Annotated in this window: 27 protein-coding genes; 19 read left to right on the top strand and 8 right to left on the bottom strand. The window is 58.2% G+C overall.

Translation table 11 applies throughout. From position 1 onward, the window contains the following. Positions 1 to 27 precede the first annotated feature (27 nt). A complete protein-coding gene (locus D7241_RS18190) occupies positions 28 to 420 on the bottom strand; it encodes a PA3611 family quorum-sensing-regulated virulence factor (RefSeq protein WP_408102700.1) in 393 nt (130 codons plus the stop codon). Positions 421 to 541: 121 nt separating this feature from the next. Between D7241_RS18190 and D7241_RS18185 the strand changes: the two genes are divergently transcribed. Next, the gene (locus D7241_RS18185) at positions 542 to 1,258 is read left to right on the top strand and encodes a tRNA-uridine aminocarboxypropyltransferase (protein WP_408102699.1); all 717 of its coding nucleotides are present in this window, start codon (positions 542 to 544) and stop codon (positions 1,256 to 1,258) included. A gap of 15 nt (positions 1,259 to 1,273) precedes the next feature. Here the strand turns inward: D7241_RS18185 and D7241_RS18180 are convergent, their stop codons facing one another. Then, positions 1,274 to 2,197 (bottom strand): DMT family transporter, encoded by a 924-nt coding sequence (locus D7241_RS18180; protein ID WP_255979218.1) that lies wholly within the window; start codon positions 2,195 to 2,197, stop codon positions 1,274 to 1,276. A gap of 238 nt (positions 2,198 to 2,435) precedes the next feature. Here D7241_RS18180 and erdR point away from each other — a divergent pair, with 238 nt between their 5' ends. Further along, entirely contained in the window at positions 2,436 to 3,086 is a 651-nt protein-coding gene (gene erdR, locus D7241_RS18175; RefSeq protein WP_255979216.1) for a response regulator transcription factor ErdR, read from the top strand. Positions 3,087 to 3,177: 91 nt separating this feature from the next. Here erdR and D7241_RS18170 read toward each other — a convergent pair whose 3' ends face one another. After that, entirely contained in the window at positions 3,178 to 4,104 is a 927-nt protein-coding gene (locus tag D7241_RS18170) for a LysR family transcriptional regulator (RefSeq protein ID WP_408102698.1), read from the bottom strand. 113 nt (positions 4,105 to 4,217) lie between these two features. Between D7241_RS18170 and fpr the strand changes: the two genes are divergently transcribed. Further along, complete coding sequence (fpr, locus tag D7241_RS18165; protein ID WP_255979212.1) at positions 4,218 to 4,994, top strand: ferredoxin-NADP reductase; 777 nt, start codon at positions 4,218 to 4,220, stop codon at positions 4,992 to 4,994. A 55-nt stretch (positions 4,995 to 5,049) separates the two neighbouring features. On the opposite strand, the gene D7241_RS18160 is transcribed toward fpr, so the two are convergent. Next, complete coding sequence (locus tag D7241_RS18160) at positions 5,050 to 5,538, bottom strand: YchJ family protein (protein ID WP_408102697.1); 489 nt, start codon at positions 5,536 to 5,538, stop codon at positions 5,050 to 5,052. A 5-nt stretch (positions 5,539 to 5,543) separates the two neighbouring features. Then, positions 5,544 to 6,041 carry a DUF6231 family protein gene (locus D7241_RS18155; protein ID WP_408102960.1) on the bottom strand — a complete coding sequence of 166 codons (498 nt, stop codon included), beginning with the start codon at positions 6,039 to 6,041 and terminating at the stop codon, positions 5,544 to 5,546. A gap of 208 nt (positions 6,042 to 6,249) precedes the next feature. On the opposite strand from D7241_RS18155, the gene D7241_RS18150 reads away from it, so the two are divergent. Beyond that, complete coding sequence (locus D7241_RS18150) at positions 6,250 to 6,855, top strand: OmpA family protein (RefSeq protein WP_408102959.1); 606 nt, start codon at positions 6,250 to 6,252, stop codon at positions 6,853 to 6,855. Positions 6,856 to 6,913: 58 nt separating this feature from the next. Here D7241_RS18150 and D7241_RS18145 read toward each other — a convergent pair whose 3' ends face one another. Beyond that, positions 6,914 to 7,378, bottom strand: coding sequence for a CopD family protein (locus tag D7241_RS18145; protein WP_408102696.1), 465 nt, complete (start codon positions 7,376 to 7,378; stop codon positions 6,914 to 6,916). A gap of 86 nt (positions 7,379 to 7,464) precedes the next feature. Between D7241_RS18145 and dinG the strand changes: the two genes are divergently transcribed. The 11 genes from dinG (at position 7,465) to D7241_RS18090 (ending at position 19,172) form a co-directional block, all read left to right on the top strand. Next, on the top strand, positions 7,465 to 9,609 hold the full coding sequence (dinG, locus tag D7241_RS18140; RefSeq protein WP_408102695.1) for an ATP-dependent DNA helicase DinG: 2,145 nt from the start codon (positions 7,465 to 7,467) through the stop codon (positions 9,607 to 9,609). A gap of 150 nt (positions 9,610 to 9,759) precedes the next feature. Beyond that, positions 9,760 to 10,908, top strand: a complete 1,149-nt coding sequence (locus D7241_RS18135; protein WP_408102694.1) for a serine hydrolase domain-containing protein — start codon at positions 9,760 to 9,762, stop codon at positions 10,906 to 10,908. Positions 10,909 to 11,043: 135 nt separating this feature from the next. Beyond that, the gene (locus D7241_RS18130) at positions 11,044 to 11,673 is read left to right on the top strand and encodes an OmpA family protein (RefSeq protein ID WP_255979202.1); all 630 of its coding nucleotides are present in this window, start codon (positions 11,044 to 11,046) and stop codon (positions 11,671 to 11,673) included. Positions 11,674 to 11,795: 122 nt separating this feature from the next. Continuing rightward, positions 11,796 to 12,443 (top strand): pyridoxamine 5'-phosphate oxidase, encoded by a 648-nt coding sequence (gene pdxH / locus D7241_RS18125; RefSeq protein ID WP_408102693.1) that lies wholly within the window; start codon positions 11,796 to 11,798, stop codon positions 12,441 to 12,443. Positions 12,444 to 12,701: 258 nt separating this feature from the next. Then, positions 12,702 to 13,163 carry a hypothetical protein gene (locus D7241_RS18120; protein ID WP_255979198.1) on the top strand — a complete coding sequence of 154 codons (462 nt, stop codon included), beginning with the start codon at positions 12,702 to 12,704 and terminating at the stop codon, positions 13,161 to 13,163. Positions 13,164 to 13,460: 297 nt separating this feature from the next. After that, a complete protein-coding gene (locus D7241_RS18115; RefSeq protein WP_408102692.1) occupies positions 13,461 to 16,253 on the top strand; it encodes a monovalent cation/H+ antiporter subunit A in 2,793 nt (930 codons plus the stop codon). Next, positions 16,253 to 16,582 (top strand): Na+/H+ antiporter subunit C, encoded by a 330-nt coding sequence (locus D7241_RS18110; protein WP_408102691.1) that lies wholly within the window; start codon positions 16,253 to 16,255, stop codon positions 16,580 to 16,582. Before D7241_RS18115 ends, D7241_RS18110 begins: the two co-directional genes overlap by 1 nt. Then, positions 16,579 to 18,081: a monovalent cation/H+ antiporter subunit D gene (locus tag D7241_RS18105; RefSeq protein WP_408102690.1), complete on the top strand. Its 1,503-nt coding sequence runs from the start codon at positions 16,579 to 16,581 to the stop codon at positions 18,079 to 18,081. Before D7241_RS18110 ends, D7241_RS18105 begins: the two co-directional genes overlap by 4 nt. Continuing rightward, positions 18,078 to 18,569 (top strand): Na+/H+ antiporter subunit E, encoded by a 492-nt coding sequence (locus tag D7241_RS18100; protein ID WP_255979190.1) that lies wholly within the window; start codon positions 18,078 to 18,080, stop codon positions 18,567 to 18,569. The genes D7241_RS18105 and D7241_RS18100 overlap by 4 nt, the downstream gene beginning before the upstream one ends. After that, entirely contained in the window at positions 18,563 to 18,832 is a 270-nt protein-coding gene (locus tag D7241_RS18095; RefSeq protein WP_255979188.1) for a K+/H+ antiporter subunit F, read from the top strand. The genes D7241_RS18100 and D7241_RS18095 overlap by 7 nt, the downstream gene beginning before the upstream one ends. Positions 18,833 to 18,842: 10 nt before the next feature. After that, positions 18,843 to 19,172, top strand: a complete 330-nt coding sequence (locus D7241_RS18090; protein WP_408102689.1) for a Na+/H+ antiporter subunit G — start codon at positions 18,843 to 18,845, stop codon at positions 19,170 to 19,172. A 72-nt stretch (positions 19,173 to 19,244) separates the two neighbouring features. On the opposite strand, the gene D7241_RS18085 is transcribed toward D7241_RS18090, so the two are convergent. Both D7241_RS18085 and map read right to left on the bottom strand, forming a co-directional pair. Beyond that, entirely contained in the window at positions 19,245 to 21,947 is a 2,703-nt protein-coding gene (locus D7241_RS18085; protein WP_408102688.1) for a [protein-PII] uridylyltransferase, read from the bottom strand. Between the two features lie 39 nt (positions 21,948 to 21,986). Continuing rightward, entirely contained in the window at positions 21,987 to 22,769 is a 783-nt protein-coding gene (gene map, locus D7241_RS18080) for a type I methionyl aminopeptidase (protein ID WP_408102687.1), read from the bottom strand. A 313-nt stretch (positions 22,770 to 23,082) separates the two neighbouring features. Between map and rpsB the strand changes: the two genes are divergently transcribed. From rpsB to frr, 4 genes are all read left to right on the top strand, one after another. Next, positions 23,083 to 23,823, top strand: coding sequence for a 30S ribosomal protein S2 (rpsB, locus tag D7241_RS18075; RefSeq protein WP_408102686.1), 741 nt, complete (start codon positions 23,083 to 23,085; stop codon positions 23,821 to 23,823). Positions 23,824 to 23,950: 127 nt separating this feature from the next. After that, the gene (gene tsf / locus D7241_RS18070; RefSeq protein ID WP_408102685.1) at positions 23,951 to 24,820 is read left to right on the top strand and encodes a translation elongation factor Ts; all 870 of its coding nucleotides are present in this window, start codon (positions 23,951 to 23,953) and stop codon (positions 24,818 to 24,820) included. Positions 24,821 to 25,014: 194 nt separating this feature from the next. After that, positions 25,015 to 25,758, top strand: a complete 744-nt coding sequence (pyrH, locus tag D7241_RS18065; protein WP_255979176.1) for a UMP kinase — start codon at positions 25,015 to 25,017, stop codon at positions 25,756 to 25,758. After that, positions 25,755 to 26,312, top strand: coding sequence for a ribosome recycling factor (frr, locus tag D7241_RS18060; protein ID WP_255979174.1), 558 nt, complete (start codon positions 25,755 to 25,757; stop codon positions 26,310 to 26,312). The genes pyrH and frr overlap by 4 nt, the downstream gene beginning before the upstream one ends. The last annotated feature ends 29 nt before the right edge of the window (positions 26,313 to 26,341 follow it).

Here is a 26,341-nt window from a genome sequence, read left to right as displayed (position 1 = left end):
TGCACCAAGTCGGCTTGCCAAACGACCTCAGCAATCGCTGGCGCGGTAACGTTCTGTAGTAATCGGTTTCTTGCTCTGGTATTCGCTGAATTCGAAGCGTAATACCGCGCCCTGGTTCATCAACTGGTGCAGGCCATCATTGCTGCAAACGCTCGCAGCCAGTTGCGTACGGACCTGCTTCGGATTGTCGCGCATCTGCGCGGCATGGCGAGGCTGGACGCTCAGGTGATTGACCAACTCATTCCCGTCGACGCTGTAGCCTTCGTCGAGGAGGTCGGAATTGATGGCGCGCGGCGTGCCGACACTGCTTTCTCGAGCGACCTTCTCGAGTAGCTGATCGAGCGCCTGATCCTGTGCCGAAGCAGTGTGAGCAAAGGGCAGGGCGAGGCAGAGCGTGATTAGAGTGGTCAGACGGTGCATGGTGATCTCCTGATGACTACCGTCGTTCGACCGGCGGCTGCCAGCGCGGTTCATTGGTGCCTGACATCGGTGCCGGTCTGCCTGCTAAACTACCGGCCCGCCCAGATCAACCCCAGTATCCATGCCACATGCCGTAGCCCGTTTGCGCGATGCGCGCCTGGCCCGTAGCGCCAAGCCCTTTGTCGCGAGGGGTTCGCGTACGCCTCGTTGCGTCCGCTGCCGCGTCGCCAGCAGCCATTGCCTGTGCAGCTGGCTTCCGCAGGCGGAGGCGAGCAGCGGGGTGTGCCTGATCATGCACGACATCGAGCCGCTGAAACCGAGCAACACCGGCTGGTTGATCGCTGACATCGTTGCTGACACCCACGCCTTCACTTGGCAGCGGACCGGGGTCGATCCCGCTCTGCTAGCGCTTCTGGCCGATCCTCAGTATCAGCCGTTCGTGGTGTTTCCCGGCGAGTATGCCGAACCCGAGCGGGTGGTGACCGGTGTCGAAGTGCTCGCGCACAAGCGCCCGCTGTTTATCCTGCTCGATGCGACCTGGATCGAAGCGCGCAAAATGTTCCGCAAGAGCCCGTATCTGAATAGTCTGCCGGTGTTGAGCCTGCAGGCTGATGTACTTTCGCGCTACCACCTGCGACGCTCGACTCGCAGCGAGCATCTATGCACTGCAGAAGTCGCGGCGCTGTGTCTGGCGTTGGCAGGCGACGGCCGGGCATCTGCAGCGCTGGATGCCTGGCTCGATGGTTTCACGGACCACTATCTCGGGGCCAAGCACCACCGTGAGCCCGATCCAAATGACGCCACCCATCGAGCGCTGGCAGCGTTCGGCCAGCGCTGATTGCCTTAAGCGCGGTCAGTGTCTTGCCGGTTGCGGAATCTCGTCGCCGATTGTTGGTGGTAGTGCCTTGCGCGGCCAGAGTTGCGCCGTGAGCATGCCGACGAACATAAGTGCGCAACCAAAGTAGCCGCGAAGACTCAGACTTTCATCGAGGAACAGCGCGCCTGCGATCGCCGCGAACACCGCTTCGAGTGAGAGGATGATGGCGGCATGTGAGGCGATTGCATGCTTTTGCGCGACAACTTGCAAGGTATAACCCACTCCTACCGCGAACATGCCGCCATATACCAGCGCCGGCGCCGCGAGCCAAATGGCGTTCAGGCTGGCATCTTCGAACAGCGCTGCAAGCGCAAGGCTAACAACTGCACAGGTGGCGAATTGCAGAAACGCCAGGCGAATAGCGTCATGGCGGCTGACGAAGAAGCTCACCAGCAGCACATGAATCCCCCAGACGAAGGCGCCGGCCAGCTGTATCCAGTCGCCGGAAGCGACTTGAAAATTCTCTCCGATACTGAGAAAGGCCATTCCGACCACTGCCAGAACGGCACCCAGCCAGGTTCCCATCCCGGTTCGCTGGCCGATGATCAGGCCCAGCAGCGGTACGACGATGACGTACAGGCCGGTGATGAATCCTGAGTTGGTCACGCTGGTAAAGAGCAAGCCGACTTGTTGCAGGTTGATGCCCAGAGTGAGCGCAAGCCCCATGCAAAAACCTCCCAGCAACAGGCCCCGCTGAAAGAAAGGTTCATGCCGGGCGGCACCGCGGCCTTGATGCAGCACTAGAGGTAGAAGCACGATCGCACCCAAAGCGAAGCGCAGACCTGTGAACAGGAACGGACCGATGTTATCCATACCGACCCGCTGGGCGACAAAAGCCGTCCCCCAGATCATTGCGGTAATGAGCATTAGAAAGTCGGCTCGAAGGGCTTGGTTACGCATACTTGGGCTCGGGTGGGAAAGCCGGAAACTTTGCCTCAAACCGATGCGCTTGACCACATGTTCATTGATCGGCACGTTCGCGCCGCCTGATTAAATACGGGCCGGTGATCGAATTTCGAGTGGTGGCGCGATATCATCACCTCGTTTCATCTCCGAGCTATATTCGGAGGTGTTGCCGACATGATGTCAGCATCCGGCTCAGGCCGGTTAAAGCGCCAATAAAAACTATAGGTCTGCCATGGCTGCTTACGAAATCCTTATCGCCGATGATCACCCGCTGTTTCGCAGCGCGCTTCAGCAAGCGTTGACACTGGGACTGGGAGATGGCGTGCGACTGTCTGAAGCAGCCAGTATCGCCGAGCTTGAAGTCCTGCTGACCCGAACCTCGGATTGGGATCTGGTGCTGTTGGATCTGAACATGCCGGGCGCCTACGGATTTTCCGGGCTGGTACTACTAAGGGGACAATATCCTCAACTGCCGGTAGTGATGATTTCCGCTCTGGAAGACGCTACGGTTGTTGCGCGGTCTCGCGAGTTCGGTGCCAGCGGCTTCATTCCCAAGTCCAGCTCGTTGCAAACCATCCAGGAAGCTGTTCGGGTCGTGCTTGATGGCGACGTCTGGTGGCCCACCAATATTCAGGACGTGGCCCATGTCAGTCCCGAAGCCAAAGCGGCCAGCGAAGGCCTCGCCAGCCTCACGCCCCAGCAATTTCGGGTGTTGACCATGGTCTGCGACGGCTTGCTGAATAAGCAGATCGCCTACGAACTCAGCGTCTCCGAGGCGACTATCAAGGCCCACGTCACGGCAATTTTCCGCAAGCTTGGCGTCCGCACCCGGACCCAGGCAGCATTGCTGTTACAGCAAATGGGTTCGATTCCGAGCAACTGATATCGACGTTTCTGTGTGTCGAGCAGCTGTCGGCTGATGAAAAGCCGTCGCGCGAAGCACGCTTCTTTCATGGCCGACTAGTTCATCCCTCTCAGGCAATTGTCGGCAGCACGATTTCATCACTACGCCGGATTCCGGCCGTAAGCGCCCGGCACTGCTCGACGAACTCACGCATCGCCGCCGTCTGGTATTTCAGCGAATGCCAGATGAAATAGAACTGCCGCGTCAAATCCAGCTCTGGGGTTGTCACCGCAACCAGGCTGCCACGGCGAAATGCATCACGCAGCGCCAACCTCGAAATGCAGCCAATCCCCAGCCCTGACTCGACGGCTCGCTTGATCGCTTCGGTATGTTCCAGCTCGAGTCGGATATTCAGCTTTGCTGGGTGATGACGCATGGCGTGATCGAACGTCAGGCGAGTCCCCGAGCCCTGTTCCCGAAGAATCCAGGCTTCGCGCGACAGCTCGTCCAGGCCTACGTCCGCGCGCCCAGCCAGCGGATGCTGCGGTGCGCAGAACACCACCAATTCATCCTCGACCCAAGGAAGCACCTCGATATCTGGGTGCTGGCAATCGCCCTCGATCAGCCCGAGATCCAGCTCATGCTGCGCGACTTGCATAACGATATGCGCCGTGTTCTGGACATGCAGCTTCACCCGGCACTCCGGATGGCGCTGCATGAAGCTGCCGATCAGCAAGGTCGCAAGGTAGTTGCCAACCGTCAACGTCGCGCCGACATTGAGTGAGCCAAAGCCCGACTTACCAGCTAGCAGATCCTCAATGGCCTTGGCCTGATCAAGCAGGCTCACTGCTTGCGGCAATAGCTGACGCCCCAGCGCATTGAGCCACAAGCGCTTGCCGGCGCGGTCGAAGAGCTGGCAGCCGGACTGGCGTTCCAGCTCAGCCAGCGAAGTGCTCGTCGCCGATTGCGACAGGGCGAGACTTATCGCCGCGCGGGAAACGCTTTCCTGGCGAGCAATCGAGACAAAGACTTCAAGCTGGCGCAACGTAAAATGCATATCTATATAACCGATAACATATATCGTTAATATTCAGTTAACGGATATTAAAGGTGCCGGTAGACTATCGTAAATATTGAAGTGTCACTGCGCGCTAAAAGGGGAATCCGTACATGAGCAACCTGAACGTCGAGCGAGTCCTCAGTGTGCATCACTGGAACGACACGTTGTTCAGTTTCAAAACCACCCGAAACCCGGGGCTGCGCTTTGAAAATGGCCAGTTTGTGATGATCGGCCTGGAGGTCGAAGGGCGGCCCCTGATGCGTGCATACAGCATCGCCAGCCCCAACTATGAAGAGCATCTGGAATTCTTCAGCATCAAGGTTCCGGACGGCCCGCTGACTTCGCGTCTGCAGCATCTCAAGGAAGGCGATTCCCTGATGATTAGCCGCAAGCCGACTGGCACCCTCGTGCTGGATGACCTGCTGCCAGCCAAGCACCTCTATCTTTTGAGTACGGGCACCGGCCTGGCGCCGTTCATGAGCGTGATCCAGGATCCAGAAACCTACGAGCGCTTCGAGAAGGTCATTCTCGTTCATGGGGTGCGCTACGTGAACGAAGTTGCCTATCGCGAATTCATCACCGAGCATCTGCCGCAGAACGAGTTCTTTGGCGAAGCATTGAAGGAAAAGCTGATCTACTACCCGACCGTGACTCGCGAGCCGTTCGATAATCAAGGACGCCTGACCGACCTGATGCGTAGCGGCAAGCTGTTCAGTGACATTGGCCTGCCAGCCATCAATCCAGAGGATGATCGCGCGATGATCTGCGGTAGCCCGAGCATGCTGGCCGAAACCAGTGAGGTGCTAGATAGCTTCGGTCTTAAGGCGTCGCCGCGCATGGGCGATCCAGGGCACTATCTGATCGAAAGGGCGTTCGTCGAAAAGTAATCCCGCCGGTAGATATAAAAGAGGCCGGCTGGCGCGATGCGCTCGCCGGCCTTTGTCATATATAGGCAGCACAGCACTTTTTGTATTTTTGGCCGCTGCCGCACGGGCAGGGATCGTTACGATTGGCTTTTAGTGGGATGGTCGGGTCGATGAAGTACCATCGGTCGTCGTGCTGCACAAAGGCCGAGCGCTCGTGCTGGACGTGCTCTCCCTCCAAGTCATGCCAGCGAGCGGTGAAGCTCACCAGCGCATGCTCCGGCTGCCCTCCGATCAGCTGGCTCTCCTCGACTTCCAATCCCAGCCAGGTACTGGTGGCGCTCCAATCCCTCATGGACTGCAGGTCCAATAAAGGCTGCTGAATAGGTAATGTGGTTGCCCTCAGGTAGTCAATCAGCCCCAGCACATAGGCGCTATAACGCGACCGCATAAGCCGCTCGGCGCTTGGTGCTGGCAGCCCGGCATGGAGGCGGCCACAGCACTCTCGGAGTGGATCACCACTGCCGCAGGGGCAATTGGCGTCATGTAGCGGTTCGCAGGTCAGCATTTGGGTCACCACCAGTATCTGCCAAACATTTGTGGGTTGGCCCAGAACTTCGCATTCAGCCAGTCCGGAACCTGCTTGTAATCCAGCAGGTCGTAGGTGAAGAGGGTCAAGGTCTGTTCGTCACGTTCGAAGCGCGCACTGACCTGCAGAGCGAGGGCAAAGAAATCCGTGGCCTGCCAATCGCAGGCATTCAAATCAACCAGAACCGCAATGCGGCTGGCATTGAGGTTACGGATGCCGCCGAGCAACTGTAGGCCGTCTCGCTTCGGTAAGTGTTCCAGGCAGTCGGCAACGAGCGCCAGATCATACCGGCGGCTGGCCAGCTCTTTGGATAGTGGAGGAGTTGGTGCGCGGTCGATCTGGCTGTCTTGGTGGCTGCGGCTGAACGCCTCGATTGCGGGAAGATCGCTAAGGCCTACATGCAACAGGCGCGCTGGGGCGTATTGCTCAAGGAGTGCGGCCAGTGCCTGTTGCGGACTTTGTGATGAGCTGGTTGCGATCAAACCGGGATCCTCGGAGTCAGGCATCGAACGTTGCAGAGATGCAATTCGTACCGTCTGGCAAAGCGTAAAGACTAGCGCGGCAGCGCATGCCGGCCTAGTCTCGTTACAACTGGAGTCGCTTATGCCCGTCTGCATGGCGCTCTGGCCGATCCCATACTAGGAGATTTTACCGATGAGTAGCTTACGGACAGCAGTACCCGTGATTGTGATGACCACCTTTCTGGCCGGCTGTGCAGGGGTGCAGAAGCAGGATTGGCCCAGCTGTGCAGCTGTCGGCGGCGTCACCGGTGCCGCGCTGGGTGCGATAGAGAGCAGCACCTATACAGGTTACGGCGCATTGATCGGTGGCGGTATAGCGGCTGCTTATTGCTGGGCCAACGGTACCGAGCAGGAGACGGTCGCTATGGTCGAAACCGTCGAGCCGACACCGGTTGCCGAGCCTGAGGAGCCCGAGCCGATGGCTGAGCCCGTTCGTGTCGAGCTCGACGTCAAGTTCGATTTCGACCGTGCGCAGGTCAAGCAGGACAGCATGGACGACATCCAGGATCTGGCAGACTTCATGAAGCAGTATGGTCAGACCTCAACCGTTGTCGAAGGGCATACCGACTCGGTTGGTACTGACGCCTACAACCAGCGCTTGTCCGAGCGTCGTGCCAACGCGGTGCGTGACGTGCTGGTCAATCAGTATGGTCTGGAGGGTAGCCGAGTCGACGCGGTTGGCTATGGCGAATCCCGTCCGGTTGCCGACAACTCAACGGATGAAGGCCGCGCGATCAACCGTCGCGTAGAGGCTGAAGTCGAAGCGCGTCCTTGAGGCGGTGCTGATCTGATGAAGCCGGGCACTTTGCCCGGCTTTTTCTTACTCGTTCGGGTTAGAACAGGGGGCGCGCACTGGCCAACGCCACCACCAGCAATCCCAGCAACAAATTGATACCCACCAGCTTGCGGATCCGTCCCAGCGCCGCGCCGCCTTCCGGCCAGTTCTGCGCAGCGACCGCTCGCTTGAGTTCCGGCAGTTGTAGTAGCTGAATGCGCAGAAACAGCGCCAGCATTACCAGAAACAGTCCCGCCATGATGTGAACATAGCGAGGCGCCGCCGCCAGACCGTCGAAGCGCATATGCCACATGCCAATACCGCTGATCGGCAAGACCGCTATCGTGACCCAGACCCATATGAAGAAGCGGCGAAACACCTCGGCCCAGAGCTTGAGCCGCTCGGGCGCCTGTAGCTCCGAGACGGCAGCGGGGCGCAGAACCATCCAGGCGAAGAACATGCCGCCCACCCAAACCACGGCGGCCAGAACGTGTAGTGAATAGGGCAGGGCGAAAGCGGTCATGACAAATCTCCGGTGGCAGTTGGGAAAACGCGCGCTATCATAGCCACCCGTTCGAAATACTGAAAATATATACAGCTTCCGCGTCCATGCTCAGCACCGAACTCAAGACCCAGATCCAGGGCGCCTACTCACGCTTTCTCGAGGCCAAAGGTCTCAAGCCTCGCTACGGCCAACGCCTGATGATTGCCGAAGTGGCGAAGGTGCTGGGCGCGATCACGGCCGACGATGAAGGCCGCCGGGATGGCGAGCCGGCAATCGTTGCGGTTGAGGCTGGCACCGGTACCGGCAAAACCGTGGCCTATAGCCTGGCTGCGATTCCTACAGCGAAAGCCGCTGGTAAACGTTTGGTAATTGCTACTGCAACCGTCGCGTTGCAAGAGCAGATTGTGCATAAGGACTTGCCGGACCTGATGCGCAATAGTGGTCTGAACTTCTCATTTGCCCTGGCCAAAGGCCGCGGCCGCTACCTGTGTCTGTCCAAGCTCGACGTGTTGTTACAGGAAGGTCAGGCGCAAAGCGCCACCGCGCAGCTGTTCGAGGAGGATGGTTTTCGTATTGATGTGGATGAGCGCAGCCAGAAGCTCTTCGGCAGCATGATCGAAAAGCTCGCAGGCAACCGCTGGGATGGCGATCGCGACAGCTGGTCGGAAGAGCTTGCCGATCCCGACTGGGCGCGCCTGACCACCGACCACAGCCAGTGCACCGGTCGTCACTGCCCCAACTTTCAGCAGTGCGCTTTCTATAAAGCACGTGAGGGCATGACCAAGGTGGACGTCATCGTCACCAACCATGACATGGTGCTCGCTGATCTGGCGCTCGGCGGCGGCGCGGTATTGCCGGATCCGCGAGATACGCTCTATGTATTCGACGAAGGCCACCATTTGCCAGACAAGGCCATCGGCCATTTCGCACATTTCACCCGTCTGCGCTCGACTGCCGATTGGCTTGGTCAGGTCGAAAAGAACCTGACCAAGCTGCTGGCCCAGCATCCGTTGCCTGGTGATCTTGGCCGCTTGATCGAGGCGGTTCCGGAGATCGCCCGTGATTTGCGCAGCCAGCAACAGTTCATGTTCAGTGCCTGCGAGCAACTGGCTGATTTCAAGGCTGGTGAGGATATGGAAGGCCGCGAGCGGCCGCGGCATCGGTTCGTCGGCGGGATCGTGCCCGAACACCTAATCGAGCTGGGCATCGAGCTGAAAAAGGGTTTTGCCAGGCTTACCGACTTGTTCACCCGGCTCGCCGAACTGCTCAAGGAAGCGATGGATGGCGAGGCCGGTGTCGGCATCGCCAGTCATCAGGCCGAAGAGTGGTACCCGCTATTCGGCAGCCTGCTTACCCGTGCCCAAGGCAATTGGGAGCTGTGGACCGCCTTCACCGTCGATGACCCTGAGGATAGCCCTCCAATGGCCCGCTGGCTGACCCTGGCCGAAGGTGGCGCCCTGTTCGACATCGAGGTCAATGCCAGCCCGATCCTTGCGGCAGAGACTTTACGACGCAATCTATGGAATGTCTGTTACGGCGCGCTGGTGACCTCCGCGACCCTCACCGCCCTGAATAGCTTCGATCGGTATCGCATGCGGGCGGGATTGCCGCGTTGTGCAGTGACGGCCGTGGTGCCAAGCCCATTCCATCATGCAGACGCAGGCGTGCTGCGGGTGCCGAATCTCAATGCCGATCCGCGTGATGCCACTGCGCACACGGCAGCGATCGTTCGCGATTTGCCGCAACTGGTGGAAGGCTCGCGTGGCACGTTGGTGTTGTTCTCGTCGCGCAAGCAGATGCAGGATGTTTTCGATGGGCTTGAACGGGACTGGCGTCGGCGGGTGCTGATCCAGGGCAATCTGTCGAAGCAGGAAACGCTGAACAAGCACAAGGCACGTGTGGACGACGGTGAGGAGAGTGTGCTGTTCGGCCTCGCCAGCTTCGCCGAAGGCGTCGATTTGCCGGGCGCCTATTGCGAGCACGTCGTGATCGCAAAGATCCCCTTTGCAGTGCCCGATGATCCGGTGGAAGCGGCGTTGGCGGAGTGGATCGAGGCGCGCGGCGGCAATCCCTTCATGGAAATTGCGGTGCCTGACGCTTCACTGCGTCTGGTGCAAGCGTGCGGGCGGCTGCTGCGTACCGAAGAGGATCGCGGAAGTATTACCTTGCTCGACCGCCGGGTCGTAACCCAGCGCTACGGCAAGGCCATTCTCAATGCGCTGCCGCCATTTCGACGTGAGATTGGCTAGTTCCGGTGGGCCGGACGTTCTGCCGACCTTGCTGAGCCATGCATGGTTATTCAAGCTGCTGATTGTCCCGTAATTGGCGTCGAGGCGGTTCCCTTGCTCCGGCGCGGCTGAAACAATGCATCGGTCACATACCTGATAAGAGGCGCAAGCGTGCAGATCCAGGGATATTTCGATCTTCGTTTCGAGGCGGTCAGAGACACCTTCAGTGATCTGTTCGAACAAACGCAACAGCGTGGCGCGGCGGTCTGTGTGAAGATCGGCGGCGAAACCGTTGTCGACCTCTGGGCGGGCGTGGCAGATAACGCCGGCGAGCAAGCCTGGCAAACCGATACGTTGGTCAATCTGTTCTCCTGCACCAAGACCTTCACCGCCGTAGCTGCGCTGCAGCTGGTAGGTGAAGGCAAGCTGCAACTGGATGAACCGGTGGCGCGGCTCTGGCCGGAGTTTGCCGTCAACGGCAAGCAAGACATTACGTTACGGCAGCTGCTCAGCCATCAGGCCGGCTTGCCCGCCGTGCGGCAGCCACTTCCTGCCGAGGCGTTGTACGACTGGGATGCGATGACTGCTGCGTTGGCAGCGGAGAGCCCCTGGTGGACGCCAGGTGATGGCCATGGTTATGCTGCGATTACCTACGGCTGGCTGGTCGGCGAGCTGATTCGCCGTGCCGATGGCCGCGAGCCGGGCGAAGCGATCGTCGCGCGCACTGCCCGCCCTCTGGAGTTGGACTTTCACATTGGTTTGGCCGACTCCGAATTTGATCGTGTCGGTTATCTGACCCGGCAAAAGAACAATTTCGGCGATGCAGCTGCGCAACGTCTGTTCAAGGCACTGACCGGGGACCCGCAATCGCTCAGCGCACGAGCTTTTACCAACCCGCCGTCGATCATGAACAGCGCTAACAAGCCCGAGTGGCGCAGGATGGCGCAGCCCGCTGCCAATGGGCACGGTAATGCACGCACGCTGGCCGGCTTCTATGACGGGCTGCTGCGGGGTGATCTGCTCGATCCAGCGCTGCTGACCGAGATGACCCGCGAGCATTGCCTTGGTGAAGATCGTACGTTGCTGGCCCGCACCCGTTTCGCCTTGGGCTGTTGGCTCGATCAGCCGGACGTGGAAAATGCAACATTTGGCGTGGGGCCCGGCGCCTTCGGCCACCCAGGAGCCGGAGGCTGCATTGGTTTTGCTGATCCGCAACGGGATTTGGCGTTTGGTTACGTCACGAACACGCTTGGCCCTTATGTTCTGATGGACCCTCGTGCACAGGCGCTGGCGCGTACGGTAAAAGCCTGCTTGGGCTGAACCGCTCGTCTGTTTGCAATGGTGAGACTTTTCATAACAATGACCTGCGTCCACAATTTGAGGCAAATCCTTGCTTAAGCTGGCGGCTGTCACGCGCGGCTTGTCTTCGCAAACTCATCTTCACGGAACCTGCTCATGAACCTGCTGAAAAGCGCCTCCCTGATTCTCTGCATGGTCATTTCCGGCTGCAGCTCCAACAGCGAAAAGCCTGTCGAAGCAGCCGCTGCGCCGGGACCTGTGATCGATTATGCCTGGCTGGACGACTACGAGCCCCGGCTTAAAGACGCCTTGAAAGACAGTCGTTTCGAGGTCGAGCGTCGCGAGGGTGTCCTAGTGGTTACTGCGCCGGTCGATGCATCATTTAATCCTGACCGTCCGGGCATGCTGCTTCCCGTCACGCTTGGCCCAATCAGTCGCGTGGCGAAACTGGTGGAAGGTGACGAGAAAACAGCCGTGGTCGTGCTTGGTCACGCGGACAGCACCGGGTCAGTTGAAATCAACCGCGACATCAGCCGCCAGCGAGCTGGTGCCGTTGCTGCGATCTTCCGTCTCAGTGGCCTGAAGCACGATCGGCTGCGCATTCGCGGGCTGGGTTCGGACATGCCCCGCGCGTCTAACGAACATGAAGAAGGCCGTGCCCTGAATCGCCGTGTCGAGATGGTCTTCACTCCTCAGCCCACGTTGCTGGCGTTGATTGCGCAGTACAGCGAGGCACCTGCCAAGTCGACGCAGGTGGCCGCAGCGGAAGTGACCAAAACCAAGTAGCACTCGCCGCACCTATCGTCGGTGCGGCACCTTCGTTTTGGAGTTGTTTTCCGTTGGATCAATCGGGACTCGGGGCTAAACCGGCTAAGCTGTGGCTTTGACTGTTTCCAGGAACTCGTGCGATGACCCAGACCTTGGCCGATATGCGCCGCGACTACACCCGTAAAGGGCTCAGTGAGGCGAATGCGCCGGACGAACCGTTCGGCCTGTTTCGTCAATGGTTCGATGACGCCGTGCAGACCGAGCAGCTCCCGGTCGAGCCGAACGCCATGACCCTCGCCACGGTTGACGCCGAGGGCCGCCCACATTGCCGTGTACTGCTGCTCAAGGCGCTTGATGACCGCGGTTTCACTTTCTTCAGCAACTACCAAAGCGCCAAGGCCGAACACCTTGAGGCGCGCCCGTTTGCCGCGATGACGTTCTTCTGGCCGAGCCTGGAACGCCAGGTGCGGATCGAGGGACAGGTCGAGAAGGTCAGCGCTGCCGAGTCGGATGCGTATTATCAGATGCGGCCATTGGGCAGTCGTCTCGGCGCATGGGCTTCGCCGCAGAGCAGGGTGATCGGCAATCGCGCCGAACTCGAACGACTGCTCGCTGAAACCGAGCAGCGCTTTCTTGATCAGGCTCCTAATTGTCCGCCCCACTGGGGTGGCTACCGGTTACTGCCGGAACGGATGGAGTTCTGGCAAGGACGTCCGAGCCGGCTACATGACCGGCTCAATTATCGACGAGTCGCCAGCATCTGGCATCGCGAGCGCCTAGCGCCCTGATTCGCTGGACGATTATCGTCTGATCGGTCTGAAACACAGCGGTAAGCCGGATATCCGGCTTCATCGATGCTGCCCTTGGTTCGTCTCGTGAAGCAGTTTGAGCGTGCTTCCTGCATGCGGGGCGGGATAGCCTCGGGTAAAGTGGGGTCCTAACCTCATGAATGCTGAGCCAGGTCGAGGCAGTTACCGGTCGCCTTTTCTCCGCAGCGCCTGCCCGATGCGATCGGGATGAACACCCGTTTCCCCAGGAGAGTACCTATGCGCAATTCCATTTTCGTCGCTTCGTTTACCGCCATTGCGTTGGCCATAAGCGGCTGTACATCCAACCTCACCGGGGATTCCTATTCTCGGGACGAGGCGCGAACGGTCCAGACGGTTCGTTACGGAACCATTGAATCCCTGCGTCCGGTCAAGCTCGAAGGTACCAAGACGCCGATCGGCGGCGGTGCTGGCGCGGTAGTTGGCGGTATCGCTGGCAGCGGCGTCGGTGGTGGCCGTGGTAGCGCGGTTGCGGCGGTGATCGGCGCGGTGGCGGGCGGTTTGCTCGGCGCGGCGGCGGAAGAAGGCATCACGCGTGCGCAGGGTGTCGAGATCACCGTTCGTGAGGATGACGGCAACATGCGCGCCTATGTACAGGAAGTAGAGCCCAATCAGGTCTTTCGTGTCGGGCAACGCGTACGGATCATGACCGTCAACGGCACCAGTCGCATAGCGCCTTGATAGCGAACAGACGATAACCAGGAAGGCCCCGTTTATCTTCCGCCGCTGCGTCGCGATCGTTGCCGCGTCTTACTGTCGCGACTATGAGGTCGGTGGCTGCATAACTCCTTAGGCGCAGCCTGAGTGCCAACCGGCACGCTCGGGCGGCGCCTTTTGTTTTTAGAAATACATGAATTCATGACGTTGCTGCGGTCGGTGTGGATAATCGGCGCACACCGCGATGCCTCTTTGGGCTGAGATCTGGTTTACCAAGGATATAACTGCCGTGCACTTGCGCGGCTCAAGGGGTTTCTGCTCATGGCGCTTGCGCTGATAATCGCTATGCCGTTTCTGGGGATCTGCCTACCGCTACTGCTCGAACGTTTTGGACGATCCGCCTGTGCATTCGGTGCCGGGCTGGCCCCGTTGCTAGCGCTGATACTGCTGATGTCCAAGCGTGCCGCCGTGTTTGGCGGAGAAACGGAAGTGCTGACGTTGCCGTGGTTGCCAGAGCTGGGCTTGAACCTGAGCTTGAGACTCGACGGGCTGGGTTTTCTATTTGCTCTGCTGATTCTTGGTATCGGTCTGCTGGTCATTCTTTATGCGCGCTATTACCTGTCGAAGAGTGAGCCGATGGGGCGCTTCTTCGGCTTTTTCCTGTTGTTCATGGGCGCAATGCTCGGCGTCGTGCTGGCAGAAAACCTTTTATTGATGCTGATGTTCTGGGAGTTGACTAGTCTCTCCTCGTTTTTGCTGATCGGCTTTTGGAGCCATCGCTCCGATGCCCGTCAGGGCGCGCGAATGGCCCTCGTGGTGACGGGCGGCGGCGGGCTTGCATTGTTGGCCGGCGTTCTGTTGATCGGGCATATTGTTGGCAGCTACGAGTTGAGCGCCGTTCTTGCCTCAGGCGATCTGATACGGACGAACGCGTTATATCCACTTACGCTTATTCTCGTCCTGCTTGGCGTATTCACCAAGTCTGCACAGTTTCCGTTCCACTTCTGGTTGCCGCAGGCAATGGCGGCACCGACCCCGGTATCGGCCTTCCTGCACTCGGCAACCATGGTCAAAGCCGGGGTTTTTCTCTTGGCCCGCCTGTATCCGGCGCTTTCGGATTCTGAATGGTGGTTTTATCTGGTCAGTCTGACCGGCCTCGCAACCCTGCTGATTGGCGCGGTGATGGCGCTGTTTCAGCATGACCTGAAAGGCTTGCTGGCCTATTCGACAATCAGCCATCTGGGCCTGATTACCCTGCTGTTCGGCCTCGATTCGCAAATGGGTGCGGTGGCTGCAATCTTCCACATCATCAACCATGCGACGTTCAAGGCGTCATTGTTCATGGCCGCCGGTATCATCGATCACGAGACCGGGACGCGCGACATGCGGCGCATCAACGGCATGTTGAAATACATGCCGCACACAGCGGTGCTGGCGATGATCGCCTCGTTGGCCATGGCCGGGGTGCCGTTGCTCAATGGTTTTCTCAGCAAGGAAATGTTCTTCGCCGAAACCCTCGATCAGCACCTATTGGGCAGCTTTTACTGGACCATTCCGGCACTGGCGACCCTGGCAGGCGCCTTTTCGGTAGCCTATTCGCTGCGTTTCGTGCATGACGTGTTCTTCAATGGCGAGCCGATCGATCTGCCCAAGTACCCACCGCACGAACCAGCGAGGTACATGAAAATCCCGGTGGAAATCCTGGTGCTGCTCTGCCTGCTGGTGGGGATGTTGCCGGCATATACCGTGGCGCCATTGCTGTCGGCAGCAGTTGCCGGAAGCCTCAATGGTCCGATCCCTGAATACAGCTTGTCGATCTGGCACGGCTTTAACCTGCCGCTGCTGATGAGCTTTGTCGCTTTGGGCGGTGGTCTGCTTATTTATTCGCTGCGCAAGTGGGCGTTTCGCTGGTACGAAGGGCTTCCCAGGGTCGATTCGCTACAGGTTTTCACCCGCGTGATCAGTGATATTGCAAGAGGCGCGTGCTGGATTACCGCGCGCATGGAGAATGGCTCATTGCAGCGGTATTTGGCACTCGTTCTGCTCAGTTCGTTGCTGCTCGTAGTTTATGCGCTGATGCCACTGGAAGCGCTGGGTGGTCCGGTCGCACTCACTCCGCCGGATGTCGTCACTGTGTTCGGGATGTTGATTCTTTGCTTGGCATCGCTGCTGACGGTATTTTTTCACCGTCGGCGTCTGGTGGCGTTGATGGTGTTGAGTGTGGCTGGTCTGATGGTGGCGTTGGTGTTTGCCCGTTATTCAGCACCCGATCTGGCACTGACGCAGCTCTCGGTTGAAGTGGTGACTATCATTCTGCTGATCCTGGCGCTGTACTTCATGCCCGACCGAACCCCGGTGGAGTCGAGTAGTCTGCGCAGCTTCCGCGACCTGGTTCTGGCCAGTAGCTTCGGCACCATGATCGCCTTGCTTACTTATGCCGTACTGACACGACCTTACGACAGCATCGCATCGTTCTTTCTGGAGAACAGTGTTCCAGGCGGCGGCGGAACAAATGTGGTCAACGTCATTCTGGTCGATTTCCGTGGTTTCGATACCCTTGGCGAGATATCGGTACTGGCGATCGCCGCGGTGGGCATCTATGGATTGCTCTACGGGCTGCATCTGCCTCATCCGATTCGTGACTACCGTGGCCGGCTGTGGGCCACCGATAATCATCCGATGATCCTGGATGTGCTGTCGCGTGCGCTACTGCCTATGGCCTTGCTCATTTCCGTGTTCATTTTCCTGCGGGGACACAACCTGCCGGGTGGTGGCTTCATTGCCGGTCTGATCACCGCGGTCGCGCTGATCTTGCAATACATTTCGCACGGTGTTGCCTGGGCGCAGCAACGGCAGCCTTTCAGCTATCACGGCATAGCCGGGCTTGGCGTTCTGATTGCTGGGCTGACCGGTCTGGGCAGCTGGCTGTTCGGCCGACCATTCCTGACGTCAGCCTTCGGCCATTTTCATCTCCCGTTGATTGGTGATTTCGAACTGGCTACGGCAATGCTTTTCGATCTTGGCGTGTATCTGGCAGTGGTTGGGGCGACGCTGTTGATCCTGTCCAATATGGGCCACGTCAGCCAAGATGAATCGTCCAAGGAGGTGCTCTGATGGAGGCTGTGCTGGCGATAACGCTCGGAATAATGATGGCCAGCGGAGTTTATTTGCTGCTTCGCGCGCGAATATTTCCGGTGGTGATGGGGCTGACGCTGATTTCCTACGCGGTGAACCTGTTTATTTTTTCCATGGGCCGCCTCGCTACTGGCGTGCCAGCAATTATCGGACGGAGCGCCGAGTACGGAGACCCCTTGCCGCAGGCGCTGGTGCTAACCGCTATCGTCATCGGCTTCGCGATGACCGCGTTCGTCGTGGTGTTGTCATTGCGCGGTCTGGGTGAACTGCACACCGATCATGTGGACGGCCGGGAGCCGCGCGAATGAATCATGCGCTGATCTTCCCGATCCTGCTTCCGCTGTTCGCCGGTTGCGTACTGCTGCTGAGCCATAGGCAAGGATTACCGTTCAAACGTCTGCTGTCACTGGTAGCGACCTGGTTGCTGGTGCCGCTGGCCATATGGCTGCTGTTGCTGGCAAACACGGGTGCGCTGTCCGTATACCAGTTGGGAGACTGGCTGCCACCGTTCGGGATCATGCTCTTGCTTGACCGGCTAAGCGCGCTAATGCTGTTGGTCACCGCAGTGCTTGCAAGCTTTTCGGTAACTTATGCGTCGCGCGGAGACGACAAGCGGGGGCCTAATTTCCATGCGTTGTTTCAATTTCAACTGGCCGGCATCAATGGCGCGTTTCTGACAGGTGATCTGTTTAACCTGTTCGTGTTCTTCGAAATTCTGCTCATTTCATCCTATGCGCTGTTGCTGCACGGCAACGGTGCAAAGCGTGTGCAGGCCGGCATTCATTATGTCGTGCTGAATTTGCTGGGCTCGGGGCTTTTTCTGATCGGGGTCAGTATGTTGTACGGGCTCACCGGGACGCTGAACATGGCCGACCTGGCCATCCAGGTCGGTGCGGCTGATCCAGGGGATGCACCGCTGCTAGCCGCCGCGGGTTATCTGCTGCTGGTGGTGTTCGCCCTCAAAGGTGCGATTCTGCCGCTGTATTTCTGGCTTCCGCGTACCTATGCCTCGGCGACGGCACCGGTTGCAGCGCTGTTCGCGATCATGACGAAAATTGGTCTTTATGCGATTGTCCGGGTGTTTACGCTGATTTATGGCAGCGAGGCGGGTGTCCTGAGCAATATGGTGCTCGACTGGCTGTGGCCGCTGTCAATGCTTACCCTTGCCGCTGGCGTGGTCGGTGCGCTCGCTTCGCGCAATCTACAAATCCTGCTGTCGTATCTAGTAGTGGTTTCGGTGGGCACCTTGCTGGCCGGAGTTGCGCTGGGAACTGAGCAGGGGTTGGCGGCAGCGTTGTATTACCTGCTGCACAGTACCCTGGTGACGGGTGGGCTGTTCCTGTTAGCGGACATCATTGCTCGCCAACGCGGCGATACGGCATCCGAGCTGATCTCAGCGCCGGCATTGAGACAGCCGTTGATGTTGGGCGCACTGTTTTTTGCCGGAGCGATTTCCGTCGCAGGGTTGCCTCCTTTTTCCGGCTTTCTCGGTAAAGTGATGCTGTTGCAGGCGGTACCGCCTGGTAATGGTGCCTCGATACTCTGGTCAGTGGTGCTGGTTTCGGGGCTGGGCATGTTGATCGCGCTGAGCCGCGCCGGAAGCATGGTGTTCTGGCGCTCGAGCGAGGCGGCTACCGTTGGAAAGCCCGCAGATTCGATATGTGTAGCTGCGACCGCCGGCCTATTGCTGGCCAGCGTGGGTCTGGTTGTCGCCGCGCAGCCGATTCAGACGTATATCCAAGCCACGGCTGCACAACTGTTCGATCTCGGCTCCTATCTGCAGATCATCCAGGGAGGAGCTGCATGAAATCTCGCGTTTTGCCGAACCCTGCGTTGACGCTGTCGCTGGCCGCGCTATGGCTGTTGCTCAATAACACTCTGAATCTTGGTCATCTCTTGCTGGGGCTGTTTCTCGGCTGGGCGATTCCGCTACTCGTCGGTGGCTTTCTGATTAAAGTGCCGCGGGTACGCAAACCGCTCAAGCTGTGTCTGTTCATGTTGAAGGTGTTCCATGACATCGTGATCGCCAACGTTCATGTGGCCAAGTTGGTAATTGGCCCCACACGGAATTTGCAGCCCGCGTTCGTCGAGGTGCCGATGTTGATCGAGGATGAGTTCGTCTTGGCGGTATTGACGAGCATCATCTCGCTGACCCCTGGCACAGTGTCCGCCGGCCTGAGTGAAGATCACACGATGCTGATTCTGCATGCGCTGGATGCACCCGATATCGAGGCGCTGATCGCTGAGGTAAAGAGCAGCTATGAGACGCCGCTGCTGGAGATTTTCGAATGCTAGCGTACGTGATTCCCCTCTGTATGGGCTTGCTGGCCCTGGCGGCATTGCTCAACATCGTTCGCTTGGTCAAGGGGCCGGATATGCCCGACCGGGTGCTGGCGCTGGACACGCTGTACATCAATGGTCTTGCGCTGATCGTGTTGTTCGGTATCTGGCTGGCCTCCGATTTATTCTTCGAGGCCGCGCTGCTGATAGCAGTGATGGGGTTCGTCAGTACCGTTGCCGTGGGTAAGCATTTGCTGCACGGCGACATCATCGATTGAGGGAGAACACATGCCGTTCTGGGTCGAATTGCTGGTCAGCGTGTGTCTGGTCATCGGAAGTATCTTCGCGCTGATCGGTGCGATCGGCTTGTATCGTCTGCCCGACTTTTATACTCGTCTGCATGGACCTACCAAGGCCACCACGCTCGGTGTGGGCGGCATCGTCATCGCATCGATGATCTTCTTCGGTAGCAGGAATGACGGTCTGAGTCTGCACGAGCTGCTGATCACTCTGTTTTTATTCATCACCGCTCCGGTCAGTGCTCACATACTGGCGAAGGCGGCCATGCAACAGAAGCTGTCTTGCTTCGAGCAAACTCGCGGCAAGCCGTGGGATTGATCGGGGTCAATGTACCCCCACCGGTCACCGTTGCATGCTTACCAGCTATCTGCCCAATTTACCGGATCGCGCTCAGATGACGATGCTGCTCGGTGAGGGTTGACGCTCGTTTTCCTGTGACAGCTGCTTGATCATCGCCTGTTGCAGCTTGAGGCACAGCTGCGGATCCGACAGCGGCTGATTTTCGGCATTGGTCACAAAAAATACGTCCTCGACGCGCTCGCCAAGCGTGGCGATTTTCGCGTTCTGCAGAGATAGATCGAAGTCCAGAAACAGCTGTCCGATGCGCGCCAACAGCCCGGGGCGGTCGGGTGCGATGACTTCGATGATCGTCTGGGGGCGTTGCATATCGTTGTGAATGGTGACCTGCGGCGGAAACGCGAAGTGCTTGAGCTGTCGGGGCACGCGTTTCTGGATGATCGTCAGGTAATCGTCCGGGTTGCGCAGCGCATCGATCAAGCCCTGACGAATTTCCTCGGTGCGCTCGGGGTCATTGCCGATAGGGCTACCATCGGCATCCAGTACGATGTAGGTGTCCAACGTGAACTGGCTGCTCGAGGTAATGATGCGGGCGTCGTGAATGTTCAGGTTCAGCTGATCCATTGCCGCCACGGTCACGGCGAAGAAGTCGTGCTGGTCCGGTGCATAGATGAAAATCTGCGTGCCGCCTTCGAATTCGCGCTGGGTGGTTTCCTTGATCAGAACCAGCGGGCCGCCGTCGCTCGGATGTTCGATGATGGCTTCAGTATGCCAAGCGACGTCTGTGGAGCTGTGACGCATGAAGTAGTCGTCACCCAGTTGCGACCACAATTGCTCGGCGTCGTCTGGATCAGTGCCGTTGCGTACCAGATTGTCGAGCGCGGCACGCTGGGTCTGGCGAATCTGTTCCTCTCGCCCTAGCGGATTTTCCAGGCCGCGTTTGAGGGCTCGTTTGGTTTCTGTGTACAGCTGGCGTAGCAGGCTTGCTCGCCAGGAGTTCCACAGCGTTGGGTTGGTTGCGTTGATGTCCGCTACGGTAAGTACGTACAGGTAATCAAGGTGGGTCTCGTCGCCGACCATCTGAGCGAAATCATTGATTACTTGCGGGTCGGATAGATCCTTGCGCTGCGCTGTTGTGGACATCACCAGGTGGTTCTCCACCAGCCAGACCACCAAACGCGTATCCCACGCCGGCAGCTTGTGGCGCACGCAAAAGGCATGGGCATCCACGGCGCCAAGCTCCGAATGATCGCCGCCGCGGCCTTTGGCGATATCGTGATAAAGCCCCGCGATATAAATGAGTTCCGGCTTGGGCAGGCGTTCGACCAGCTTGCTGGCCAGCGGATACTTCTCGGCAACGCCGGGCTTGCTGAGCTTGCGCAGATACTTGATGACGTTGAGCGTATGGGCGTCGACGGTATAGATGTGGAAGAGATCATGTTGCATCTGCCCGACGATATGACCGAACTCCGGCAGGTAGCGTCCGAGGATGCCGTAGCGGTTCATTCTGCGCAGGTTGCGGTGTATACCTTCCTTGCACTTGAACAGCTCGATGAACAGGCTGGTGTTGCGGATATCGCTACGGAAATCATCATTGATGAGATGGCGGTGGTCGCGCAACAAACGGATGGTTTCGGCCCGAACCCCTTGGATTTCCGGATGTTGCGCCAACAATACGAACACTTCGAGGATCGCGAAGGGTCTGCGCTTGAAAACCGAATCATTGGCTACTTCTAAGTAGCCGTCGCGTAAGACGAAGCGGCTATTGAGCGGCACGGCATCGCCGCTGTCACCCTCCCAGAGAATGACCTCGGCGAAATGTTGCCCCACCAGATCGCCAAGTTCGGAAATGCTCATGACCACGCGGTAGTACTTCTGCATGAAGCGCTCAATGGCCAGTTTGGCGTCGCTGTCTTCATAGCCGAGGAGGGCGGCGAGACTGCGTTGGTGGTCGAAGAGCAGGCGGTCTTCGGCGCGCCCGGCCAACATGTGCAACCCGTAGCGGACGCGCCAGATGAATTCCTGGCTGGACACCAACAGCGAATATTCGCCTTCGGTTAGAAAACCCTGATCGACGATTGCGCTCAGATTCAGGCTGCCGAACTGGCGTCGCGCGATCCACAGAATTGTCTGAATGTCGCGTAGCCCGCCGGGCGAGCCTTTTACGTTGGGCTCAAGGTTGTACTCGGTGTTGTTGTATTTGGAATGACGCGCCGATTGTTCGTTGCGTTTGGCAAGGAAGAATTCTTTGCTCGGCCACATTTCCGATGGGCTGGTGACCTTCAGCATGTTTTGTCGCAGGCGCTCGGGCCCGGCGATGGTGCGGCTTTCCATCAGGTTGGTGATCACCGTCAGGTCTGCTCGTGCCTCTTCGGCGCATTCCGCCACCGAGCGTACGCTCTGGCCGACCTCCAGACCGATATCCCAAAGCAGGGTCAGGAAGCCTTCGATAGAGTCTCGGAATTTCTCCTGATCGCTATCATCGAGCAGGATCAGCAGATCGATATCGGAGTACGGATGCAGCTCTCCGCGACCATAGCCGCCCACTGCGACCAGTGCGATCTCGGCATCGCTGTTCCAGTCGAAACGCTGCCAGGCTGCGTGCAAGATCTGATCGACGAACCAGGCACGGTCTTCAATCAGGCCACGGATATCGCGGCCTGCTAAAAATCGTGTGTCGAGCACTTCACGTGCCTTGCGGATGACCTTCTTGAAAGCAGCGATGGGACTGGCTTTAAGCGCCAGCTCTGCCTGGAACTGGCTGCGGTCGAACAGTTCGGGATCAACCTGAGGCATGCCAGCGCCCTCCATCAAGGCAACATTGTCGATAACTGATCAGGACGAGGTGCGGGCGATGGTGTCATCGCTGCGCAGGGTAAAGATTTCATAACCATCGGTAGTCACCACAATGGTGTGTTCCCACTGTGCAGACAGCTTGCGATCCTTGGTGATGGCTGTCCAGCCGTCGCCCAGCAAGCGCGTTTCCGAACGGCCCTGATTGATCATCGGCTCGATGGTAAAGGTCATGCCTTCCTTGAGCTCCAGGCCAGTCCCGGCGCGCCCGTAATGAAGCACCTGCGGTTCCTCGTGAAAGACCTTGCCAATGCCGTGGCCACAATATTCACGGACCACGGAGAAGCCGTTCTTCTCGGCATGCTTCTGGATCACTTCGCCAATATCGCCAAGATGGATGCCGGGGCGGACGATCTCGATACCTTTATAGAGGCATTCCTGGGTGACCTTGCACAAGCGCTCGGCCCATTCCGGTGCTTTGCCGACAATGAACATCTTGCTCGTATCGCCGTGGTAGCCATCTTTGATGACGGTAATATCGATATTGAGAATGTCACCATCCTTTAGCGGCTTGTCGTTGGGGATGCCATGGCAGACGACATGGTTGATAGACGTACAGATCGACTTCGGGTAGCCCTTGTAATTCAGCGGGGCGGGTATGGCCTGCTGCACGTTGACGATGTGCTCATGGCAGAGGCGGTCCAGTTCTTCGGTAGTGATACCCGGCTTGACGTGTTCGCCGATCATCTCCAGCACCTCGGCGGCGAGTCGCCCCGCAATGCGCATTTTCTCAATATCTTCGGGCGTCTTGATGATGACAGTCATTCGAACCTCATTGGCGCCGGGAAGCGCATCAAAAACGAAAGCGCAAATGATAAACCAAATAGACGTGGAGCCGATAAAAGCGCCGAAGGCTGGAAGGCTGGAAGGCTGAGCGAGGCAACATGGCGTGCGGGATGCGCGTGTCGTGCAAATCAGTCTGGCCTCTAGCCTGTCTTTATGCTATAAAACGCGCCGCTCTGCGGGACTACCCGTCGAGCCTGACCCCACACACGTGTCGACACGGTATCCTGGGTGCTCGCAAGAGTTGGATATCGGGACGCGTGGAGGCCTAACCCGACTTATCTGAGGAAGTACCATGACTCAAGTCACCATGCGCGACATGCTGAAGGCCGGTGTGCACTTTGGCCACCAGACCCGTTACTGGAATCCGAAAATGAATAAATACATTTTCGGTGCGCGCAACAAGATTCATATCATCAATCTTGAGCAGACCCTGCCGATGTTCAACGACGCTCTGCGTTTCGTTGAGAAACTGGCTGCTGGCAAGAACAAGATTCTGTTCGTCGGTACCAAGCGTTCCGCTGGCAAGATCGTTCGCGAAGAAGCCGCTCGTTGCGGCTCTCCGTATGTCGATCACCGCTGGTTGGGCGGCATGCTGACAAACTACAAGACCATCCGCGCTTCGATCAAGCGTCTACGTGATCTGGAAGTTCAGTCGCAAGACGGTACCTTCGAGAAGCTGACCAAGAAAGAAGCCCTGATGCGCACTCGCGATCTTGAGAAGCTCGATCGCAGCCTGGGTGGTATCAAGGATATGGGCGGTTTGCCCGATGCCATGTTCGTCGTCGATGTCGATCACGAGCGCATTGCCATCTCTGAAGCCAACAAGCTGGGCATCCCGGTCATCGGTATCGTCGATACCAACAGCAGCCCGGAAGGTGTGGACTACATCATCCCTGGTAATGATGATGCCATCCGTGCCGTGCAACTTTATCTGGGCTCGATGGCCGACGCTGTACTGCGTGGCCGCCAGAACGGCTCTGGCGGTGCTGACCAGTTCGTCGAAGAAGCTGCCCCAGAGGCCGCTCAAGGCTGAGCGCGTTTGCCGCATAGCTGATACCCGTTGAACAGAAAGGGGGCTATGCCCCCTTTTTGCCACTTCCGAATTGATCGCCTGATTAACGAGGCGATGATCGAAAATCGAATCGAGAGGATTTGCGAACATGGCAGAAATCACTGCAGCCCTGGTTAAAGAACTGCGCGAGCGCACTGGCCAAGGCATGATGGATTGCAAAAAAGCACTCACCGCTGCTGGCGGCGACATCGAGAAGGCCATTGATGACATGCGTGCTGCTGGCGCCATCAAGGCAGCCAAGAAAGCCGGCAACATCGCTGCCGAAGGCTCCATCGCGGTCAAGGTTGCCGATGACAACAAGCGTGCCGTGATTATCGAAGTCAACTCGCAGACCGACTTCCTGGCATTGCAGGACGACTTCAAGAATTTCGTCAGCAGCAGCGTTGAGAAAGCCTTCGCCGAGAAGATGACCGACGCCGCGCCGTTGATCGCCGCTCAGGAAAGTAACCGCGAAGCGCTGGTTGCCAAGGTTGGCGAAAACGTCAACATCCGTCGCCTGACCAGTGTGGAAGCTGATTTGGTCGGCTCCTACCTGCACGGTCACCGCATCGGTGTTCTGGTCGCTCTGAAGGGCGGTAGCGTTGAGCTGGCCAAGGAAATCGCCATGCACGTTGCGGCCAGTAACCCGCAATTCCTGAACCCCTCGCAGGTTTCCGAAGAAGCAGTTGCCAAGGAGAAGGAAATCTTCCTGGCGCTGAACGAAGACAAGATCAAAGGCAAGCCCGCCGAAATCGTCGAGAAGATGGTTGCTGGTCGCATCAGCAAGTTTCTCGCCGAGGCAAGCCTGGTCGAGCAGGCTTTCGTCAAGGACCCCGAGATCAAGGTCGGCGACCTGGCCAAGAAGGCCGGTGCGGAAATCGTTTCCTTCGTTCGTTACGAAGTAGGCGAAGGCATCGAGCGCGCGGAGGTCGACTTCGCTGCTGAAGTTGCCGCTCAGGTCGCTGCTACCAAGCAATAAGACGCTTTTGCTGTCCTCGAAGAGGCTGCCCGCTCACGCGCGCGGCCTCTTTGTCGAACTGGAGAGCAGAATTATTTTTTTGTCACGGTATAGTCATCGCTAGGCACCAAGCCGCAGTTTCGCTGTCATAGCGCAGATATTTTCTGGCTGTACAGCATGTCAGTCATATAAACGCCGCAGGAGAAACAACGCCAATGGCTCAGCAGATGAGTGCACGCAATCCTCGCTATAAACGCATTCTGCTCAAATTAAGCGGCGAAGCCTTGATGGGCTCGGAAGACTTCGGCATCGATCCCAAAGTGCTGGATCGCATGGCCTTGGAAGTCGGTCAGTTGGTTGGAATAGGCGTAGAAGTTGGCTTGGTCATCGGTGGCGGTAATCTGTTCCGTGGTGCAGCGCTGTCAGCCGCCGGTATGGATCGTGTCACCGGAGATCACATGGGTATGCTGGCTACCGTGATGAACTCACTGGCGATGCGCGATGCGCTGGAGCGTTCCAACATTCCCGCGCTGGTAATGTCATCTATTTCCATGGTTGGCGTCACCGATCATTACGACCGCCGCAAGGCGATGCGTCATCTCAAAAGTGGTGAGGTCGTGATCTTCTCGGCAGGAACCGGCAACCCGTTCTTCACGACCGATTCGGCGGCATGTCTGCGCGCTATCGAAATTCATGCTGACGTCGTGCTCAAGGCCACCAAGGTCGACGGCGTTTACACAGCGGATCCGTTCAAAGACCCGAACGCTGAGAAATTCGAGCAGCTGACTTATGATGACGTGCTTGACCGCAAGCTCGGCGTGATGGACCTGACGGCCATTTGCCTGTGTCGTGATCACAATATGCCGCTGCGGGTATTCAACATGAACAAGCCCGGTGCCCTGCTCAATATCGTGCTCGGCGGCGCTGAAGGAACCCTGATCGAGGAACCGAATCAATGATCAATGAGATCAAACAAGACGCACAGGAACGCATGAAGAAAACCCTGGAGTCCTTGGGTCATGCACTCGCCAAGATCCGTACCGGTCGTGCCCACCCGAGCATTCTCGATAGCGTGATGGTGTCCTACTACGGCAGTGATACACCGCTGCGTCAGATCGCCAACGTTACCGTTGAAGACTCGCGCACCTTAGCACTGGCGGTCTTCGACCGTGGCATGATCCAGGCCGTGGAAAAGGCCATCATGACCTCCGATCTCGGCCTCAATCCGGCCACTGCTGGGACCACCATACGTGTACCGATGCCTGCTCTGACCGAGGAGACGCGTAAGGGTTATACCAAGCAGGCGCGCGCCGAGGCCGAGAATGCCCGCGTTGCTGTACGCAATATCCGTCGCGATGCTATTGCGCAGCTTAAGGATTTGGTGAAGGAAAAGGAAATCAGTGAAGACGAGGAGCGTCGTGCTCAGGATGACATTCAAAAGCTGACCGACAAGCATGTTGCGGAAATCGACAAGACGCTGGAAAGCAAAGAAAGCGACCTGATGGCCGTTTGACGTTGTTGTACCGGGCTTTGTTCGTATCG

It is taken from the genome of Stutzerimonas sp. VN223-3 (assembly GCF_045999685.1).
Taxonomy (GTDB): Bacteria; Pseudomonadota; Gammaproteobacteria; order Pseudomonadales; family Pseudomonadaceae; genus Stutzerimonas; species Stutzerimonas stutzeri_AR.
Note: the sequence above shows the minus strand (reverse complement) of the source record. Positions and strands in the feature narration are given on the sequence as shown.